Source organism: Priestia sp. FSL P4-0332, assembly GCF_038005845.1.
Classification (GTDB): Bacteria; Bacillota; Bacilli; order Bacillales; family Bacillaceae_H; genus Priestia.
In genome coordinates this window covers 455001-474325 of record NZ_JBBOUA010000001.1, presented here as the reverse complement: position 1 = coordinate 474325, position 19325 = coordinate 455001, and the positions used below count along the sequence as shown (strand labels likewise).

18 protein-coding genes are annotated in these 19325 nt (G+C 37.6%); 4 read left to right on the top strand and 14 right to left on the bottom strand.

Translation table 11 applies throughout. The features are described 5' to 3' along the window. Positions 1-30: 30 nt before the first annotated feature. The 4 genes from iolD to iolG all read right to left on the bottom strand — a co-directional run bounded on the left by iolD (position 31) and on the right by iolG (position 5715). Complete coding sequence (gene iolD, locus MKY06_RS02525) at positions 31-1965, bottom strand: 3D-(3,5/4)-trihydroxycyclohexane-1,2-dione acylhydrolase (decyclizing) (RefSeq protein ID WP_025601324.1); 1935 nt, start codon at positions 1963-1965, stop codon at positions 31-33. A gap of 112 nt (positions 1966-2077) precedes the next feature. Next, positions 2078-3535, bottom strand: coding sequence for a CoA-acylating methylmalonate-semialdehyde dehydrogenase (locus MKY06_RS02520; RefSeq protein ID WP_078081438.1), 1458 nt, complete (start codon positions 3533-3535; stop codon positions 2078-2080). A 73-nt stretch (positions 3536-3608) separates the two neighbouring features. Beyond that, positions 3609-4616 (bottom strand): 5-dehydro-2-deoxygluconokinase, encoded by a 1008-nt coding sequence (gene iolC, locus MKY06_RS02515; RefSeq protein WP_013055221.1) that lies wholly within the window; start codon positions 4614-4616, stop codon positions 3609-3611. A 76-nt stretch (positions 4617-4692) separates the two neighbouring features. Further along, on the bottom strand, positions 4693-5715 hold the full coding sequence (gene iolG / locus MKY06_RS02510) for an inositol 2-dehydrogenase (protein WP_025601329.1): 1023 nt from the start codon (positions 5713-5715) through the stop codon (positions 4693-4695). 423 nt (positions 5716-6138) lie between these two features. Between iolG and MKY06_RS02505 the strand changes: the two genes are divergently transcribed. Continuing rightward, the gene (locus tag MKY06_RS02505) at positions 6139-7419 is read left to right on the top strand and encodes an MFS transporter (RefSeq protein ID WP_057242142.1); all 1281 of its coding nucleotides are present in this window, start codon (positions 6139-6141) and stop codon (positions 7417-7419) included. Between the two features lie 63 nt (positions 7420-7482). Here the strand turns inward: MKY06_RS02505 and MKY06_RS02500 are convergent, their stop codons facing one another. Then, positions 7483-8481: a LacI family DNA-binding transcriptional regulator gene (locus MKY06_RS02500; RefSeq protein WP_013055218.1), complete on the bottom strand. Its 999-nt coding sequence runs from the start codon at positions 8479-8481 to the stop codon at positions 7483-7485. A gap of 177 nt (positions 8482-8658) precedes the next feature. Between MKY06_RS02500 and MKY06_RS02495 the strand changes: the two genes are divergently transcribed. After that, the gene (locus tag MKY06_RS02495; RefSeq protein WP_016762907.1) at positions 8659-8868 is read left to right on the top strand and encodes an alpha/beta-type small acid-soluble spore protein; all 210 of its coding nucleotides are present in this window, start codon (positions 8659-8661) and stop codon (positions 8866-8868) included. A 230-nt stretch (positions 8869-9098) separates the two neighbouring features. Here the strand turns inward: MKY06_RS02495 and MKY06_RS02490 are convergent, their stop codons facing one another. From MKY06_RS02490 to MKY06_RS02475, 4 genes are all read right to left on the bottom strand, one after another. Then, complete coding sequence (locus tag MKY06_RS02490) at positions 9099-9326, bottom strand: hypothetical protein (RefSeq protein WP_013055216.1); 228 nt, start codon at positions 9324-9326, stop codon at positions 9099-9101. Between the two features lie 75 nt (positions 9327-9401). After that, positions 9402-9893, bottom strand: a complete 492-nt coding sequence (locus MKY06_RS02485) for a general stress protein (protein ID WP_025601333.1) — start codon at positions 9891-9893, stop codon at positions 9402-9404. Positions 9894-10067: 174 nt separating this feature from the next. Beyond that, positions 10068-11519 (bottom strand): cardiolipin synthase, encoded by a 1452-nt coding sequence (gene cls / locus MKY06_RS02480; RefSeq protein ID WP_025601335.1) that lies wholly within the window; start codon positions 11517-11519, stop codon positions 10068-10070. A gap of 477 nt (positions 11520-11996) precedes the next feature. After that, on the bottom strand, positions 11997-12827 hold the full coding sequence (locus tag MKY06_RS02475; protein ID WP_013055213.1) for a GNAT family N-acetyltransferase: 831 nt from the start codon (positions 12825-12827) through the stop codon (positions 11997-11999). A 148-nt stretch (positions 12828-12975) separates the two neighbouring features. Between MKY06_RS02475 and MKY06_RS02470 the strand changes: the two genes are divergently transcribed. Then, the gene (locus tag MKY06_RS02470) at positions 12976-13149 is read left to right on the top strand and encodes a hypothetical protein (RefSeq protein ID WP_164796970.1); all 174 of its coding nucleotides are present in this window, start codon (positions 12976-12978) and stop codon (positions 13147-13149) included. Positions 13150-13309: 160 nt separating this feature from the next. Then, on the top strand, positions 13310-13846 hold the full coding sequence (locus MKY06_RS02465) for an SH3 domain-containing protein (RefSeq protein WP_025601874.1): 537 nt from the start codon (positions 13310-13312) through the stop codon (positions 13844-13846). Between the two features lie 53 nt (positions 13847-13899). On the opposite strand, the gene MKY06_RS02460 is transcribed toward MKY06_RS02465, so the two are convergent. From MKY06_RS02460 to MKY06_RS02440, 5 genes are all read right to left on the bottom strand, one after another. Continuing rightward, the gene (locus tag MKY06_RS02460; protein WP_013055210.1) at positions 13900-14028 is read right to left on the bottom strand and encodes a YjcZ family sporulation protein; all 129 of its coding nucleotides are present in this window, start codon (positions 14026-14028) and stop codon (positions 13900-13902) included. Positions 14029-14255: 227 nt separating this feature from the next. Then, entirely contained in the window at positions 14256-15017 is a 762-nt protein-coding gene (locus MKY06_RS02455) for a M15 family metallopeptidase (protein WP_098288033.1), read from the bottom strand. Between the two features lie 209 nt (positions 15018-15226). Further along, complete coding sequence (locus MKY06_RS02450; protein ID WP_340960185.1) at positions 15227-16480, bottom strand: LysM peptidoglycan-binding and 3D domain-containing protein; 1254 nt, start codon at positions 16478-16480, stop codon at positions 15227-15229. 279 nt (positions 16481-16759) lie between these two features. Beyond that, positions 16760-18532, bottom strand: coding sequence for an extracellular catalytic domain type 1 short-chain-length polyhydroxyalkanoate depolymerase (locus tag MKY06_RS02445; protein ID WP_289910827.1), 1773 nt, complete (start codon positions 18530-18532; stop codon positions 16760-16762). 249 nt (positions 18533-18781) lie between these two features. Next, positions 18782-19279 carry a GNAT family N-acetyltransferase gene (locus MKY06_RS02440; protein ID WP_098448877.1) on the bottom strand — a complete coding sequence of 166 codons (498 nt, stop codon included), beginning with the start codon at positions 19277-19279 and terminating at the stop codon, positions 18782-18784. Positions 19280-19325 lie beyond the last annotated feature (46 nt).

The window sequence follows — 19325 nt, the reverse complement described above, 5'->3', positions numbered from 1 at the left end:
CTCTTCAACAACCTCATTTTCTCCTACTCCTTAATAAACTCTTGCCATTTCAAGGTTTTTCACCTTATCTTCATAAGCTTCCTGTACATGCTGATTTTTAGATACCTCTGCTACTCCTACATGCCACCATGATTCATAACCGTTCGTCATAGTTTTTGGCAGCACTTTAATATCAATTAGCGTAGAAACCTCTTGTTTTTGTGCATCTTCTATCGCCGTTTTTAATTCTTCAAGAGAACTTACGCGATACGTTTTTACACCGTAGCCTGCGGCGCTGGCTGCAAAATCAATTTTCATCACGTTTCCGTTTAGTTTTCCTGTTTCATCGTTTCGATAACGAAACTCTGTGCCAAAGCTACCCATACCGTTTGACATTTGAAGGTTATTAATGCACCCGAAGCCTGAGTTATCAAACAGTAAAATGTTTATCTTCTTTCTTTCTTGAAGGCTTGTAATAAGCTCTGAATGAAGCATTTGATAGCTTCCATCTCCAACCATCGCATACACTTCTTTAGCTGGTTCTGCCAGCTTAACTCCAAGTGCGCCTGATACTTCATATCCCATACATGAATATCCATATTCCATATGATAGGTATTAGGTTTAGTAGACTTCCACATTCTCTGTAAGTCGCCTGGAAGACTTCCTGCTGCACCAACAATGACGGAGTTGTCATCAAGGAGCTTATTCACCGCTCCAATTACTTCTGTTTGCGTTAATTGGGTACCAAGTGATTCTACATATTCAGCTAAGCTTTCATCTAAATGACCTTGTATTTCCGGAACAAAATCTGCACCAGTAAAACGTATGCTATGTAGACGCTCTAATTCTGTATCCCATGCGTCTTTAGCACTTGTAATTTCTGTTGTATAAACAGACTGATAGCCAATTGATTTTAGCTCTTCCCTAAGAGCAAGCAACCCTTCTTTTGCATCAGCTACAAATTTCACGGCATCAAGTTTATTTGCATGAAATTCAGACGTGTTAATGGTAAGAAATTGCACGTTGGGATGTTGAAAAAGCTGTTTAGATGCTGTTGTAAAATCAGTAAATCGAGTGCCTACTCCAATTACTAAATCTGCTTCTTTAGCGATTGTATTAGCAGCTGAGTTCCCTGTTACACCTATTCCGCCCAGATTATAGCGATAGTCACTTTCAACGGCACTTTTCCCTGCTTGAGTTTCTCCAAATGGAATATGGAACTCACTAGCAAATTGTTTTAACTCTTTTGCAGCTTCTGAATAGCGAACGCCTCCTCCGCAAATGATGATTGGCTTTTTCTTTGTTTTCATTAATTGAATTGCATCTGCTAGACTGTCCCTAGTCGGAAGGCGGCGCTCAATGCGGTGAACGCGCTTTTGGAAGAAATAAACTGGAAAATCCCATGCTTCTCCCTGCACATCTTGAGGCAAACAAATAGTTACAGCTCCCGTATCTGCAGGATTCGTTAACACACGTATCGCATTAATCATAGCTGTCATCAATTGTTCAGGGCGGCTTACGCGATCCCAGTACTTACTCACTGGTCGAAAAGCATCGTTTGTAGAAATAGATAAATCATATGACTGTTCAATTTGCTGCAAAACGGGATCCGGCTGTCTAGTTGCAAATACATCACCAGGAAGCAGCAAAACTGGAATATTATTAGCTGAAGCAGTGGCTGCCGTTGTAACCATATTTGCTGAACCCGGCCCCACTGAAGATGTGCAAGCCATAATCTGCTTTCGATGTTTTTGTTTTGCAAAAGCCATCGCTGCATTGGCCATTCCTTGTTCATTACGTCCTTGATATACATCTAGATTTCCTGGGTCTTCTTCCAAAGCTTGCCCAAGACCTACCACATTTCCGTGCCCGAAAATTGTAAAAATCCCTTTAATAAACTGATGCTGCTTTCCATCAAATTCAACATACTGCTGATTTAAAAACTTCACTAATGCTTGTGCCGTCGTCATTCTAACTGTTTCCATGCTTCTTTCTCCCTTCTAGTACTAGATTGCGATTTTAAAAAAGGAAGCATAAGGAATATCTTTAATTCCTGATACTTCCTTTTTAAATGAGATGCGATTTTTAACGAATCACTTACCAGCGCGTTGTTACCATTTTCTTTCTTGTATAAAACTCCACGCCGTCCGTACCATTTGCATGAAGATCACCATAAAAAGAGTCTTTCCAGCCAGAGAATGGGAAGAATGCCATAGGTGCCGGTACCCCTACATTTACTCCTAACATACCAGATTCAATATTTTCACGGAATTCACGTACGCTTGCGCCGCTATCTGTATAAATACAAGCACCGTTTGCAAATCGAGAGTTATTAGCTACTTCAATAGCTTCTTCTAATGTTTTCACACGTACAATGGACAGCACAGGTGCAAAAATTTCATCTTGCCAAATTTTCATTTCTTGCGTAACATGATCAAAAATCGTTGGTCCGACAAAGTAGCCATTGCCATTTACTGCTGCATCTGTGCGACCGTCACGAATAAGCTCTGCTCCTTCTTGCACGCCTGATTCAATATAGCTGAGCGTACGCTCTTTATGATTTTCACGAATAACTGGTCCTAAGAAGACATTTTCTTCTAAGCCGTCGCCAATTACAATATCATTTGCTTCCTCTACTAATCTTTCAATTAGCTGATCCGCAATTTCTTCTTGTACAGTAACAACAGATGCTGCCATACAACGTTCACCAGCTGAACCAAAAGCGGCTCCGATAATTTGTTTTGTTGCTACGTTCAAATCTGCATCATTTAATACGATCGAGTGGTTTTTAGCACCAGCTAAAGCTTGAACACGTTTTAAGTTTTCCGTACCTTTTTTATACACGTACTCAGCTACAGGCTGTGAACCAACGAACGAAATCGCTTTTACGAGCTTATGTTCAAGAAGGCCATTCACTACGTCATGAGCACCATTTACAATGTTTAGCACGCCTTTTGGCAAACCAGCTTCTTCAAACAGCTCAGCTAATCTTGCAGCTAAAAGCGGTGTACGCTCAGACGGCTTTAACACAAATGTATTGCCGCAAGCAATCGCAAGCGGGAACATCCAGCAAGGAACCATCATTGGAAAATTAAACGGCGTAATTCCTCCAATTACACCAATTGGATAGCGGTACATGCCAGACTCAATGTCTGTTGCAATATCAGGAAGCTGTTTCCCCATCATTAACGTAGGAGCACCCGCCGCAAATTCTACACATTCAATACCACGCTGCACTTCGCCTCGCGCTTCGTTAAAGCTTTTTCCGTTTTCAACCGTCACTAACTTTGCTAATTCATCCCAGTTATCTACTAATAGCTGCTGATACTTGAACAAAATTCGTGCGCGTTTAGGCACGGCTGTTTTTGCCCACCCTTTGAAAGCTTCATTTGCTGCTTGCACCGCTTGATCCACATCTTCTTTTGTAGAAAGAGGCACCTGTGCGATTAATTCACCTGTCGCTGGGTTATACACAGGTTCTGTTTGTGATGTAGCTGATTCAATCCATTGTCCACCAATATAGTTTTTTACTGTTTTTACTGCTGTTTGTGTCATAGAATATCTCTCCCTTTATCTGATTTTAATAAACTTCTATTCCTTTAATCTCTCAAGATTTTCCCTTTGTTTATTAAGCTTCCTGCAAAACTTCCGTTGCTGTCTCCATAAAGTTGAAGAGCTCAACGCTTGTCGGCATAGCATCTGAACAGCTGTGTTTTGAAATTACAATCGAAGCTGAGGCACCTCCCAATCGCATTGCCTGCGGAATTTCAAGCCCTTGCATCAATCCGTAAATAAAGGCTGAAGCATAAGAATCACCAGCGCCAAACGTTTTCAGAACTTTTGTTTTAAATATTCCTCCACGGTGAGAATCGCCGTCTCTTGTATAGGCAATAGATCCTTCTCCACCGTGCTTAATCACGACGATTTGAGCATGGTAAGAAAACCAGCGCTCTGCTGTTACTTGGTCATTAGATTCTTTATAATTTAAAAGTTTTTCCATCATATCAAACTCTTCTCGCGTACCAATAATCACATCTGATTTTTCAGCGGCTAAATTAAAGTAGACTGCCGTTTCAGCTTCTGATTCCCATGTATATGGACGATAGTCGATATCAAAAAACACTACAACTTCATGCTTGCGTGCGTGTTCTAGTGCTAAAAACACGGCTTCACGAGAAGGACTTTGGGCAAGAGCGGTTCCAGATATTAAAAGAGCCTTTGACTTCTTAATATATTCTTCTGATACTTCTGTAGGATCTAGTTTTAAATCCGCTACATTATCTCGATACATTAAGATGCTGCAATCTGTAGGGCTTTTGATTTCCGTAAAAGCTAACCCCGTTACGGCCCCCGTTTTATCAACAGCAATGCCATCTGTATTAATCTTATTTTTTTGAAGATAGCCAGTAATGAAGCGGCCCATTTGATCATCTGATACTTTTCCGATAAAGCCGGTTTTTAAGCCTAGCCTTGCTGCTCCAATCGCAATATTAGCCGGAGAGCCTCCTACATATTTAGTAAATGTTTTAGTCTCTTCCATTGGACGCTGCGTTTCATTTGCATTTAAATCAATACATAAACGGCCAACAGCGATGAAATCTAACCCACGATTTTCTTTAAAAACAAGCGGATTCATCTTTATTCCTCCTTAGTTAAGCGCTTTCCTAAAAGGGTAGAAAGACCAATTTCTTTCATCCCCACGTTTACCGTCATTAATTCACTGCGTATTTTTTATGTTCAATCTTTACTGGCTGCCCGGATAGTAAAGATTCTTTTGCTGCTTTAGCAATTCGTTCTGCTTGTAACCCATCGTTCCCTGTACAAATAACGCTTTGATTTTCCATAATTGCTCTTGCAAACTGTGTCACTTCCGCTATGTACGCTTGTGTATAGCGCTCAAGAAAGAAATACAGCGGCTTCTCTTTAACTACATTTTCGCCTGTTGATATTTCCACTGTAGTAGGACGGCAATTGTCAGCGGCAGCTGCACCTTTTTCACCAAAAACTTCAAGGCGCTGATCGTAACCGTAGACAGCTTGACGACTGTTATCGATTACACCTAAAGCTCCATTTGCAAATTTTAATGACACAATGGCTGTATCTATATCTCCCGCTTCTTCAATAGCAGGATCGATGAGCGTCGTGCCGTAAGCCGATACTTCTATTACTTCGCTTCCCATTACATAACGAGCCATATCAAAATCATGAATCATCATATCCATGAACAATCCTCCTGAAGCGCGAACATATTCCGGACTCGGCGGCTGAGGATCTCTAGACGTAATTTTTAGAATGTGCGGCTGTCCTACTTCTCCTTGCTGTACAAGATCATGCACTTTTTTAAAGTTGGGATCAAAGCGTCGGTTAAAGCCAACTTGAAGCTGTACGCCATGTTCTTTTACTACTTCTAACGCTTGGATTGTTTCTTCTACTGAAAAACTAACGGGCTTTTCACAGAAAATATGTTTTTTCGCTCGAGCAGCTTCTTTAATAATCGATGCGTGCGTATTCGTTGGCGAACAAATGAAAACGGCATCAACTTCTGGATCAGCTAATAAATCTTGATAATTTGTTGTTAACGTCGAAATTTCTTTACTTGCAGCCCATTCATGCAAATGATCTACTACCACATCTGAAACCGCTTTAATTTTTATTTGCGGCATTAATTTTAAATTATCAGCATGTAATTTCCCTATGCGTCCAGCACCAATTATTCCAATTGTAAGAATCCCCATCTTATTTTCCCCTTTAATTAAAAGTTAAGAAAACATTCGCTCAAACCTTTACATGGGTTAAGCGCTTTCCTAATCCCAATTATACATAACGTTTTCTGAAATGCAAACTTTTTTTATAGATTATTTAGAATATTGGTTTTTTAACAATCTAAACGTATACGATAAAAAAACTATTTTTATCTATTTATCAATGAAATATAAAGAAATTCTTTATATTTCAGTATTTTTATCATGAATTCAGTGATTATTGCCTTACGTACTAATATTTTTATGATTAAAATAATTTAATTGAAAATTATATATATTTAAAATTTTAATTGACGTTCAAAAAATGTAAGCGTATACTTTTTATCAAATAGATTAAGCGCTTAACCAAATTAGTTTGATGTTTTACACAAAATAATCGATCTGGTGGTGTGGAAAATGAATGAATTTATTTCCAGAAAAACGGCTTTAGACAGGATTGGGATCCCTTCTCATTTAACGTGGGGATACATAGGTATTATTGTTTTTATGATTGGCGATGGTTTAGAACAAGGATGGTTATCTCCTTATCTTGTAGAACGAGGTTTAACCATTGAACATGCTGCTTTACTGTTTACTGTTTACGGCATTACGGTCTCTGTTTCTTCCTGGTTCTCCGGCGTACTGGTTCAGCTGTGGGGTCCTAGAAAAGCAATGGCATTCGGCTTGATATCCTTTATTATTGGTTCAATTGGATTTATAGGTTTAGGACTTCATATTATGAATTACACAATTATACTAATTTGTTATGCTCTTAGAGGATTTGGTTACCCTTTATTTGCCTACTCATTTTTGGTCTGGGTGTCTTACCGCACGCCCCAGGAAATGCTTTCAAAAGCAGTAGGCTGGTTTTGGTTTGTCTTCCAGCTTGGATTAAGCGTAATCGGAGCCTTTTATTCAAGTTATATGGTTCCGAAAATTGGCGAAATCGCTACCTTGTGGAGTGGTTTACTTTTTGTTTTGATCGGTGGAACCTTTTCGATTATTATGAATAAAGACAAGTTTACCGTTCAAAAAGTAAACGATAATAAAACAAAAGAATTAATGAAAGGGATTACAATCGCATTTGAGAACCCTAAAGTAGGCATCGGAGGCATCGTAAAGATTATTAACTCTGCTGCTCAATTTGGATTTGTTGTTTTCTTGCCAACATATATGATGAAACATGATTTTACGATGAGTGAATGGTTGCAAATCTGGGGTACATTGTTTTTTGTGAATATGGCTTTTAATATTATTTTTGGTATTGTTGGAGATAAGTTTGGCTGGGTAAATACAATCAAATGGTTTGGCGGAGTTGGATGCGGAATTGTAACACTTGCTCTCTACTATGTACCGCAATTCGTCGGACATAATTATTGGGTGATGATGATTGTCGCATGCTGTTACGGTGCAACACTAGCAGGATATGTTCCTCTTACAGCGTTAGTGCCTTCTTTAGCTCCTGAGAATAAAGGAGCGGCAATGTCTGTGTTGAACTTAGGATCTGGACTTTCTGCTTTTGTAGGTCCTTTAATTGTGACCGTTTTTATTGGTCTTTTGGGCACGGGCGGCGTGATTTGGATCTTTGCTTGCTTATACTTCTTTGGTGCTTTTCTAACTGGTTTCCTTACGATTCCAACAGAGACAACTATCAAAGGCGAAACAATAAACGAAGTCAAAAGTCCAGTCTCTCTATAAATATGCTTAAGCCGAAAAAGCTGCGGGTGCCTCAACACCTGCAGCTTTTTTATTTTCTCTCCTTTATAACTTTTTTACCGACGCACGTTCTACTAGTTCGGGAATAATCGTTACTCTCTGTTTCGCATGCTCTTCTTTTTTCATAGACTTTAACAGCTGTTCAAACGTACTAGTAGCCATCTGAGAAATAGGTTGTTCAATCGTTGTCAAACCCGGCTCAGCAATATCGGCATATATCGTATTATCAAATCCAATTACCGACAGATCTCCAGGGATCGAAAGCCCCTGCTTCCTTGCCTCGTTTATGAGCGATACCCCAATTAGATCTGTACATGCAAAGACTGCTGTTGGCCTATTAGGCAAGGAAAGCAGCTGTTTACTTGCTCTCCTGCTATCTTCTACTGTTGAATAACAGCTGATAATGGACTGATTTTCTAGTGATAAATTTGCTTCTGTGAGCGCTTGTTTAAATCCCGCTAATCGCCCCTCGCTGCTTTTTCTATCTTTTTCAGTCATAATCGTTACCGATTGATGACCTTTTTCTATTAAATACGTACCTGCAATATATCCTCCGCGAACGTTATCAATTGTCACTACATGCGTTGAGATAGAAGGATGGTCAACTGAAAACAATACAAGCGGTACATCATGCTTCACAATTTTCTTTACGAGCTTCGTATCATTTAGTTCGGTTGCGATAATGATTCCATCTACTTGTTTTTTAAATAAAAGATCTATATATTCATGTTCGCGCGCAGTTTGATGATCTGTACTGCATAAAAAAAGCGTGTATCCGGCTGCTCTAGCACTATTCTCAAAAGCTCTTGCTACCTCTGCAAAAAAAGGATTCGAGATATCAGGAACTAGAACACCAATCGTGTACGTCTTTTTTCCTGTTAACGCCGCTGCGACACTGCTAGGCTGATAATCTAATTCCATCATTACTTCATTCACTTTTTTTATCGTTTTTTCACTAATACGGCCTGTTTGATTGATTACTTTGGATACAGTGGCTATCGATACCCCTGCTTTTTTCGCAACATCGTAAATGGTTGGTTTCACTTTCACTGTTCCTTTCTTCGTGATCTCTTCCTTTATTTTATCACGAAAGTATTCAATCGTTTTATATATTACCATAAGCATATTCTATAAGTCCCTGAAAAAAATTTTTTATTTTATGTATAAAAACTATCTATTAATCAAATCATAATCTTAACCTTATAAAAGGAGTTGATTATGATGGCAAACAGCAGAAATAAGAGCAGCAACGAATTAGCAGTACACGGTGCTCAACAAGCAATCGATCAAATGAAATATGAGATCGCTAGCGAATTTGGCGTAACTCTTGGTCCTGACACAACTGCACGCGCAAACGGCTCAGTAGGCGGCGAAATCACAAAACGCCTTGTGCAAATGGCTGAACAGCAACTTGGCGGCGGACGTTTCTAAATCACTATCATAAGCAATACGGCTGGAGGAAGAGCGAATGACCGTTCTTCCTTTTCCAATTTTTACATAATCTCTTATCGCGTTCCTTCTACTCTATATGTATCTAAAACAAAACCACTACCCCATAACGTTCACATCCCGTTATATAAGGTTCTCTTTCTCTCACAATAGAGTGTTTATGATAAAACATAAAAAGAAGTTCCTTTTATAGGAACTTCTTTTATCTCACTTTATAAATGTGCAAGCTCTTTAGATATCTTTTCGGTCTTTGCTTTTAGCTGTTCTTGCTGACCTTCTAAGTCAGCAAGAACAGCTAACACTTCCGTATTCTCTGGTTCTTCTTCATACTGTTTTAACGTAGCAACAAGAGACTGTGAAACTTTGATGAGCTCTTGATTAACTTCTTGCTGCTGTTTTAAATAGTCAAGTTCATATTCCGTTTTTTCTAGATTTCTCATCGGTCCCCTTCCTTTCGTTAACTAGCTTTTATTTAAGAACGCAGTCTTTTATTATCTCATTTAGTTACTTCAACATTACCTTATTTTATTTTCGTGATTGCCGTATAACATTTTTTCATTCATCGGGTCAGCTGATTTTTCAGCAGGTGTCACTGTTTGTCCTAGAGATGAATTGTGTTTATCATGCTCAACTGCGTCTACCATCAGCAAAACTTTTCCTTTTTTAAGATCAGATACATATGAGGAAGCTTCTGCAGCAGGTACACCATATTCGGTTAATTGATTTTCGATTCGATTAACATCTTGATCCATTTTTTCTTCAGACGGCGTAAAAGCATTTTTTATTTTCTCCATAAAGGGTTGATGGTGCTTTGAGTGTTGATCTGTATCAACTGTTTGCACATCAATTCCTGCAGAATGCTCAATCGCTTCTGTATTTTCATGATGGGGACCACTGTTTGTCAAAACAGAAAGTGCACTGTCCGGATATCCCTGTGTTTTTAAATTTCGAATCGCTGTAATAACGGCTGCCTCTGAATCATACGTACCTACTACATTTTTTGTCATTTTCTATTCCTCCTAGGTATTATCATTTTTTAGCTTGTTATAGTATTAATACCCTTGGATTTTTTGGTAAAACTTTTTAACTTTATCTCTAGCTCTCCTTACAAGGAGAAACCAATAAAATAACAGACTTGAATCTAAAAATTCAAGTCTGTTTCATGATATCAATGATTTGTATTATAAAATTGGTGACAGTAAGCGAGATACCGCTTCTTTAAATTTTATAAGAAGAGAGCGCTCTTTATATCGTTCGAGCGTTAATTTTGAACTGCACTGCACATCTTCAAGAAACAGGTTCTTTAATTTTTTGGCAATAGGCTGGTCATATACAACTGCATTCACTTCAAAATTAAGGCTGAAACTTCGTGGATCAATATTCGTCGTTCCTACAGAAGACACTTCACTATCTACTACAATTGTTTTAGCATGTAAAAAGCCTTTTTCATAGAGATAAATATTCGCACCATACGTCAGCAGTTCACCTACGTGAGACCACGTAGCCCAATAAACAAAAGGATGATCGGGTTTGTTTGGAATCATAATATGAATCTCTACTCCAGATAATAAAGCAATTTTACAAGCATCCATAAAGCTTGCGTCAGGAATAAAGTAAGGCGTTTGAAGGTACACGCTTTCTTTGGCCGACATAATCAATGAGATATACATGTTTTTCAGATGCTGGGTAGTCGAGTTTGGCCCGCTTGCTACAATTTGTACAGGAACCGTTCCAGAATGAGTTTCTGTACGATGCAAAAATTGTTCCAGTTCAATTGGCTGCTTTGTTGCTTGATGCCAATCTAAAATGAATCTCCCTTGAATATCGTTCACTGACTCTCCTTTAATGCGAAAATGAGTGTCTCTCCAATAACCCATTTTTGGATCTAACCCTAAATATTCATCTCCTACGTTAAATCCTCCTATGTATGCTACTTCACCATCAATAATACAAAGCTTTCGATGATTTCGATTGTTAATCCGAAAATTAATTAAGCGAAGAATTGAAGGGAAAAATGCCTGTGCTTCGCCGCCATATGAAATAAGCTCCTTAAAAAATGATGGCGTCATTTTTCTAGATCCTACTTCATCATAAAGAACGCGAACCTTTATGCCTTCTTTTGCTTTTTTTGTTAGCTCATCTCTTAATTTTTTCCCAAGATTATCTCGTTGAATAATATAATATTGAATATTAATTTCTTTTTTAGCATTTCGAATGTCCTCAAACAATGCATCAAATTTCTGATTACCATCACTAAAGATATCAATTTCATTGTCGGTGCGCACGAGTGACTTAGAAGAATTTAAATTAGTGAACAGCAGTTTATTATGTTGAATTAATACATCATTTCGATATTCATGGGTAGCTTTAAGTTCTTTTAATTGTTCATCTACTGAAGATCTTAAATATTCCCGCTCATCAGATGATAACTTATAAAAGTTCTTCTGTTTTAGCTGTCTTCCAAAGAATAGATATACAATAAAGCCGACAATCGGTATAAAAAATAAAATAAGAAGCCACGCCCATGTAGATCCTATATCTCTTCGTTCGATGAAAATAAGAATACCGGCTAATAAAATATTAATAGCTGTTACAACAGATACACTTAGTGTAAAGATATGGGCAAATTCCATCCTTTTACTCCTTTCTTTCTACTGCATTGCTTTATTAACTCATTCCCGTTTTTAACGTTCTCATTCACTTTACTATACATAACACAGATCGCTTCCTTTTTCATCTTTAGTATCCAAATTTTATTGTTTTTTTATTTTTTGCCACACTAAAAATGTAAAATATTCGCTTTTATTGTGTATTAAAAACAAGGGGGAAATAATTTGTTTTTTTCTTTTATTTTTCTTAGCCTCATCAATGTATTTATCAGTATTAGCCTGGGGTATACGGCTTATCAATTATTTAGAAAAGCATTTATTGGAGGTATTCTTACGTGTATCCTTGCTTGCAGCGCTCCTATCATGTTTGTATGGCCTTTCCTGTTTTTATCAACCGGCATATCACTTTTTCTCTACTTTCTCATTATTTACTCAAAAAAGCACATATCATCTAATATGTAAATAAAAAACACGAAAATCTAAGATTTCCGTGTTTTTTATTTACAAGCTGTATACGTAATAATCCTGCACGTGATATGAATTGAAACCGCATGTTTCGTAGAGTTGCAAAGCGCGTTTGTTTTTCGCTTCAACCTCAAGAAATATATCATATCCTAGCCGAAGCTGCTTTAAAACAACTTGTTTTAAAGCAGCTTTTCCTATTCCCAATTTTTGATAAGAAGGTAAAATACCAAATCCATAAATCCATGCCTCGCTTTTATCATAAGATACCCTTAACTTTCCAACCGCTTGACTATTGTACTCTACGATAAAATGATTTTGCTGTTCTTCCGTTTTCGTTTGTTCATAATAAGCAGCTGCTTCTGTTAAAGACATACCAAAGCATTCCACATCAACTTGTATTTCCATTTTCATATCGGTATCTGATTGGGAAGAGCGAAGTGTAACAAAGGGATTATCATCTTCCAATTCTTTTTGTGTCCACTTCATTTGATATTCTGAAAAAGTAAATGAACATGGAATTTGCTTTAAGAACTCCCTGCCTGAAACCGAATCGCCAGGAGCATTTAATAAAATCTCTGTATACCCACGCTTCTTACATATATGTAAAGCTTGAGAAAACAGCTTTGAAAAAATCCTTTTTCGGCGATAGCTAGGAGCGACCATTCCGCATATTTCTACTGTATTCCCAAACCCATAAAGACCAATAAACCCAACAAGCTGATTATCTTCATAATGAAAAAAATCGTTAACTTCATTTTGTTTTCGACTTCGTAGCATATCAAAATTCAGCTTCAGCTCTATGTGCTCTTCTTGTTCGCAAATAGACTGTAGCTTTTGTATATCTTCTAACACATGTTGTTCTAACATAAAACGCCCCCTGCATTCTTCTTTTTATTATAAGTTCGGCTTTATTTAACTTTTTCCTTTCATCTTTAGCGCAACAGTCGAATAATTATAGGGTAAAAGCAAGATCAAAAAGCATATAGAGTAATCAAACTAAATAGGCGGGGTGCTTATGAAAAAGACCATTTTAATAAGTTTTATTGCACTAGTTGCTTTAACCATTATTTATTGCCTGCAGAAAGAATTTATTTTCGCTTTAGCTTTGTGGAGCATTTATGGAACAGTATTATCTGTTTTTGTATATTTTTCTTTTTACAAATCAACGGAAGATCGCGAGGAACAGTAACGATAATGCTATTAAAAGGTCTGTAAAATAAACCTTTTTACAGACCTTTTATAAATTTACAACTGGGATATATGTTGGTAACAATTTAGAAACAAGTATTCCTTATTCTTAGTGTTATAGAAAAGTTATTACCTATTTCACTAAGGAGTTGGATATTTGTATGAAGACAATTATAAAATCTATATCGGTTTTAGCATTAGCAGCGGGCTTTACTTTTTCATCTCTATCTGGAACACTGCCATTCACTCACGAGCAAACAGCAAGTGCAGCAGAAAAAATAAACGCACCGTTCAGCGTATATGAAGTGACCGCAAACGTACTCAATATACGTTCAAAACCTAGCACTCAGGGAAAGATTCTTGATACATTAAGAAAAAAAGATCAAATTGAAGTAGTCAAGTTTGTAAATGCAGATTGGGCTGCTATTAAAATAATTGGCGGCACCGGATATATCAGTACTTCCTATTTAATGAAAGTCCCTTCTACTGTTCATACAGCTGCTAACCTTAATTTACGTACAGGACCTAGCACAAGCAACAAAGTTGTAACAACTATTCCTAAAGGAAAAAGCGTCAGCTTCTTAGCTTGGGGCTACTCAAAAGATAACAAGCTTTCATTTGATTGGGCTTTTGTAGAATACAACGGCTTTAAAGGATATGTAAGCACTTCGTACTTACAGTTACCTACTTATAGATAAAAACAGATAACTCCCTTGAATTATTTCAAGGGAGCTTATTTATGGACACCGTATTAATAGTGCCCTGCCCATGAAGCACCAATGATAATTAGTAAAATAAATAGCACAACGATTAACGCAAAGCTACTTCCGTGACCTGCTCCGTATCCGTACCCATAACCATAACCTCCGTAAAAACTCATTTTCTTTCACCTCCTTTTTTGTAGAATATGTGAAGGAAAATGAAAACGAACATGAGTATTCTTTATCACAAAATTCATTATAATTTATAAACGTTAACTCTTTTACTAGTAAGGCATAGGATATAGCATCCCGTGGTTCATCTCTACATCTTTCCCTCGTTCCCCCTTTTAAAGTAAGGGTATATTCGAGCAATACAAAAAAGAAGAGTTTATATAACTCTTCTTTTTTATTGAACTGGATTATCAACTTGCATGTAGTCATTATAATATTCTTCTAACGTAATTCCTTTCTTAGACACTTTAGAGGCGAGTTCTTTCCCGACAAATCGTATATGCCACGGCTCATATTTATAACCTGTAATCTGCTGCTTTCCTTCTGGATAGCGAACAATGTATCCGTATTTATATGAATTTGCTTCAATCCATTTGGCTTCAGGAGTACCTTTAAAACAATCTTGAGCTGCACACTTACCGGTGCTGCTTGATACATCTATACTTAAACCAGTCTGATGTTCACTGCTGCCTGGATGAGCGCTGTAATGATTAGCTGCCGCTTCTCCATCTTGTTTTATATACGCTTGATAAAGAGATTCTTGACGGCTTTGAGAACGATAGGCAGAAACACCGGCTAGGTAAATTCCTTCTCGTTCAGCAGCTGAAAACATCCTTTCTAACGCTTTTGCTGCTTCTGTACGCATTTGGCGCTTTTCAATTTTTTCTTTAAATATAAACCGAACGTCTGGGTATACAAGGTCAGTGGGTTCATAGTGATCAGGAAGAAGATTTTGTTTATTTACTAACACAGCAATGGATTCTGGGTTCCCTACAATTTCTATACTATTCTGCTTCTGTTTAGAAGAAGATAAAGGATTATGATCAGACGTATTCAAATGATCGTCGTGCTGAAATAATCCCTGATAGCCTAGATACGAGAATCCTGCAATAACACCCAGCACTATTAGTAAAGCCATTTTTTTATAAAGTTTCATATTTCTATACTCCTGACATATTTTCAGCTTTTTAGGACACTCAAACATTGTATATAAATCAAGAAATAATTACTAATATAACAAACTAATTCCTACTATAAATTTTAGTATGCCCGGACCTAATTTTTTCAAACGTTCATTTTAAGCATAAAAAAAAGAGATGTCTCCTAAAAGACATCTCTCTTTACTTCTATTCTATAAGACTAGTATTAGTCGATAACTGTAATTTTAACTGATCTTCTGCCCCAGTCTTGTGCAGCACTATCTGAAGAAACGAATACATCAATTCGATTTCCTTTAATTGCGCCACCTGTATCTGCTGCTACAGCTTGACCATAACCTTCAACGTATACTTTTGAACCTAATGGAATAACGCTAGGATCAACCGCAATTACTCGTTGATTTGGATTTGATTTTAAATTTACTCCAGTAGCTGTTGTACCACTGCATCCAGCACAGTTAGCTGTATAAGCTGTTGCTTCAACAGTCATAGACTTGCCGCTAGCTTGCTGTTGAGACTGCTGTTGCTGCTGTTGAGCTGCTTGTTGCTGTTGCTGAGCTGCTTGTTCTTTTTGTGCTTGCTCTTGTGCTGCTGCTTGAGCTTGCTCTTGTTCTTTTTGTGCTTGCTCTTGTGCTGCCTGTGCTTGTGCTGCTTGAGCTTGCTCTTGTTCTTTTTGTGCTTGTTCTTTTTGTGCTTGCTCTTGTGCTGCCTGTGCTTGTGCTGCTGCTTGAGCTTGCTCTTGTTCTTTTTGTGCTTGCTCTTGTGCTACCTGTGCTTGTGCTGCTGCTTGAGCTTGCTCTTGTTCTTTTTGTACTTGCTCTTGTGCTACCTGTGCTTGTGCTGCTTGAGCTTGCTCTTGTGCTGCTACTTGAGCTTGTTCTTGTTCTTTTTGTGCTTGCTCTTGTGCTGCTACTTGAGCTTGTTCTTGTTCTTTTTGTGCTTGCTCTTGTGCTGCTACTTGAGCTTGCTCTTGTTCTTTTTGTGTTTGTTCTTGTGCTGCTTGTTCTTGCTGAGCTTGTGCCGTTTGAGGCTGCTGCGCTTGTGGAGCTGCCTTTGCTACTGGCGCACTAGCTGTTTGAGATTGAGCTGCTTGTGCCGTTTTAATTTTAAATTGTTCTCCAGGGAAAACTAAGTCTGATGTTAAACCGTTCCATTCTTTAATTTCTTCTACTGTTACGCCATAATGTTGACCAATTGACCACAAAGTGTCACCACGTTTTACAGTATGTACAATTTCTTTTATGCTAGATAAGTTTAGTGTCTGATTTGGATAAATTAGTGTTGATGTTAAGTTATTAGCATCTTTTAGCTCGTCTACGCTCACATTATGATTTTGAGCGATTTTCCATAAAGTGTCACCTTTTTGTACTTCATACGTTCCGCTTGTAGAGGCAGATGCTGCACCTACAAATCCTGCTGAAAGAATTGCCGTTGTCCCTAGAGTAAATACAAATTTCTTCATTTTCCGAATACCTCCTTATTTACTCAATGACTGAATGATACCACCTGTTCATTTCACTTCCATTACAGGAATATTTTACTTTTATTACGGATTTAATTAATTTTAAACATTTTCTTGTAATATTTCTGACAATTCATTTTTGAATAATGATTAAATTTCATCAAAATCATGTCAAAATTTGAAGAAAACTCTATAAAAAGTTGGAGTTGTATTCGGTGATAAAAGTAACTTATCAGCAAAAAAAACCTTCTAAAAGCAGTTAGCTTTTAGAAGGTTTTTTTACTGATATGAAACAGTTAAAGTTGGAGCATATGCAGGACTGTCGCCCCCATAAATTTCAACTACGTCACTTAAAAAGTCCGCTGGACCTGAGCTTGACAAGCGAAATTGAGTTTTGCCGGTCCTATTCATATATCCCCAAAGTGAGGAAGGAAGTTGAATAGTTGTATATCCATTATTGAGTGAAGGCACTGACATTTGGAAGCCCGCTGAAATAGATGGTGAAGCCTGATAATCTATTTGTTCTAAAGCACTGCTAGTTCCAAATACACCGCTTTTAATATCGCATTTCAAAGATGAAATATTACCAGTTGAAGATTTGCGATAAATTTTTAAAGATACATCCGTAATGATTGCATCATCAGGTAAAGAACTTGTGTCAAAAGATAAAATGGTTCGGTATGTGTCGGTATTGTACATTCCTTTATCCCCAATTTTATGAATAGAACTACTCATACCGTCAGCTGATAAGTTTCCGATAAATCCATCTTCAGCAGCAAGCGAAGAAAATACTGAAGGTTTCTCTGAAGTTCCAGAAATTTGATAAACTTCCGTCTTTACTTCCTCTTGGTTGCCTGCTGCGTCTACACTAAAAAACTTTACTGTTTTGCTAGAGTTGATGGTAATAGGCTCTGAGTACTTTAGAGAATTAACAGTTGGTATGCTTCCATCTAATGTATAGTAAGTGATGGCAGGTTCATTGGTTGATAATGAAACAGAAACAGAACTTCCATACGTTCCTCCCGCTGGTGAAGCAGCTGTAACCGGTGGGGATATATCTCCTGAATTAGGAGCATCACCATTTTTCGGATGGCTTTTAAAAAAGTTCCAGCTTAATTTAGTTGCATTTGGTCCTTTAGGATCTGTATAAGAACCGGATGTACTTCCCCCTGACCAAGCATGTCCCATTCCTTCTATCATGTACTTTTCCATTACTGTTTTTCCAGCTGTATCTTTGTAAATATATTGCGTATAGCTTCTTCCACCAGATACTGTACCTGTTGCAGTTTGATCTGCCGTATCATCAATATTGTTATTATCCAGCCCATCAGACGCTCTATCATTTGTTTGAGCCCATTGCGATAATATTTGATGCGCATTTATAGGCGCAACAGTGTAGTCGGCCGTCCCATGAAACAAAATAACTGGAACCACTCGTTTATGATCTCCCATGGCTGAATAGGCTAAATCTCCTTGTTGGATAGGATTAGGACCTCCACTGCTCATTGCTGTATAAGCACCTGTCACATTAGTCGCTGCTTTATATTCTAAGCCAGCTCCAACGCTAATAGCTGCAAATATGTCTGGATAAGTAGCTCCCATAATAACACTCATAGCTGCACCAGCAGATAGCCCTCCAACAAAGACTTGGTCGGCATCTATTGAATAACTGCTTTTTATTTGATTGACCATTCCAGCAATTAACGCTGGTTCACCGCTTCCCCTTGATTGATGAGCCGTATCAAACCAGTTCCAACACTTATTTGAATTAGCAGAAGAAGGTTGTTCTGGATAAAGAACAAGAAACTTCTCTGTCTCCGCCAGTTCATTCATTTGTGTTCCTGCTGCAAATTGATCAGGGTCTTGAGTACAGCCATGTAGCATAACTACTAGAGGTAAGGCAGCACCTCTCTGATAACTGCTAGGTACGTACAGTTTGTATGTCCTTCCATTATATGTTTTAGAGGTAAAACTTCCTGCGGCTGAAGAAGATACAGCACCTAAAGATAAAAAAAGTATAAAAATCATCCCTGCTATAAATAATCGTTTCATCTTCCTGCTTCCTCCTTATATTGATATGGTTATACTTGGCAGCAAACGTACATATCGGTATGGTAGGGAAATGAATAAGAGTTACTAGTAAGATGATAGCAAGGTTTTATGTAATAAAATTTATATTAACTGCACGATTTGCCTACGCTTATGAGGACGAATAAAATCATTTATCTTCCAAATAAAGAAAACGCTTACATAAAATTGTAAACGATTGTGCCGATAAATACTATAAAAAAGACATACCTTTTAAAAATAGGCCGGTATGTCTTCTATGGATTGCTTACTTAAGTATTCATATTGTGACTCGCTGCAATTTACCATAGCAATGGATTGAGGATAACGTTGTAAATGAGAAGGGAGCTCCTTAAACCCAAACTGATGATAATATTCAGGAAGAATATCGCTATACAGCATAAAAATAGCGCTGCGCTTCTCTACCTTCATCTTTTTAAAAAAGTCTTCAAGCATATCACGGCCATACCCCATTCGTTGATAAAGCTGGTGTACAACAACTGATCCAATACCATGCAAAGCAAACTTTAATCGAGGAGTTTGTAAAAGAAGCAAAATAAATGAACCAATAATTTGATTCTCTTCATTTACGTATACATACCGAATTCCATATGTTTCTTCTTTTTGATTATCTCTCACATACTCTTTGTACGTCCTGCCTTTAGGCCATGCGGCATATCCCATTTGATAGACTTCTGCCAATTCTTCAGACTTTATTTTTCTTAATAACATGAACATCCCCTCTTTATTTATAATCCCATACGTCAGCAGACATTTT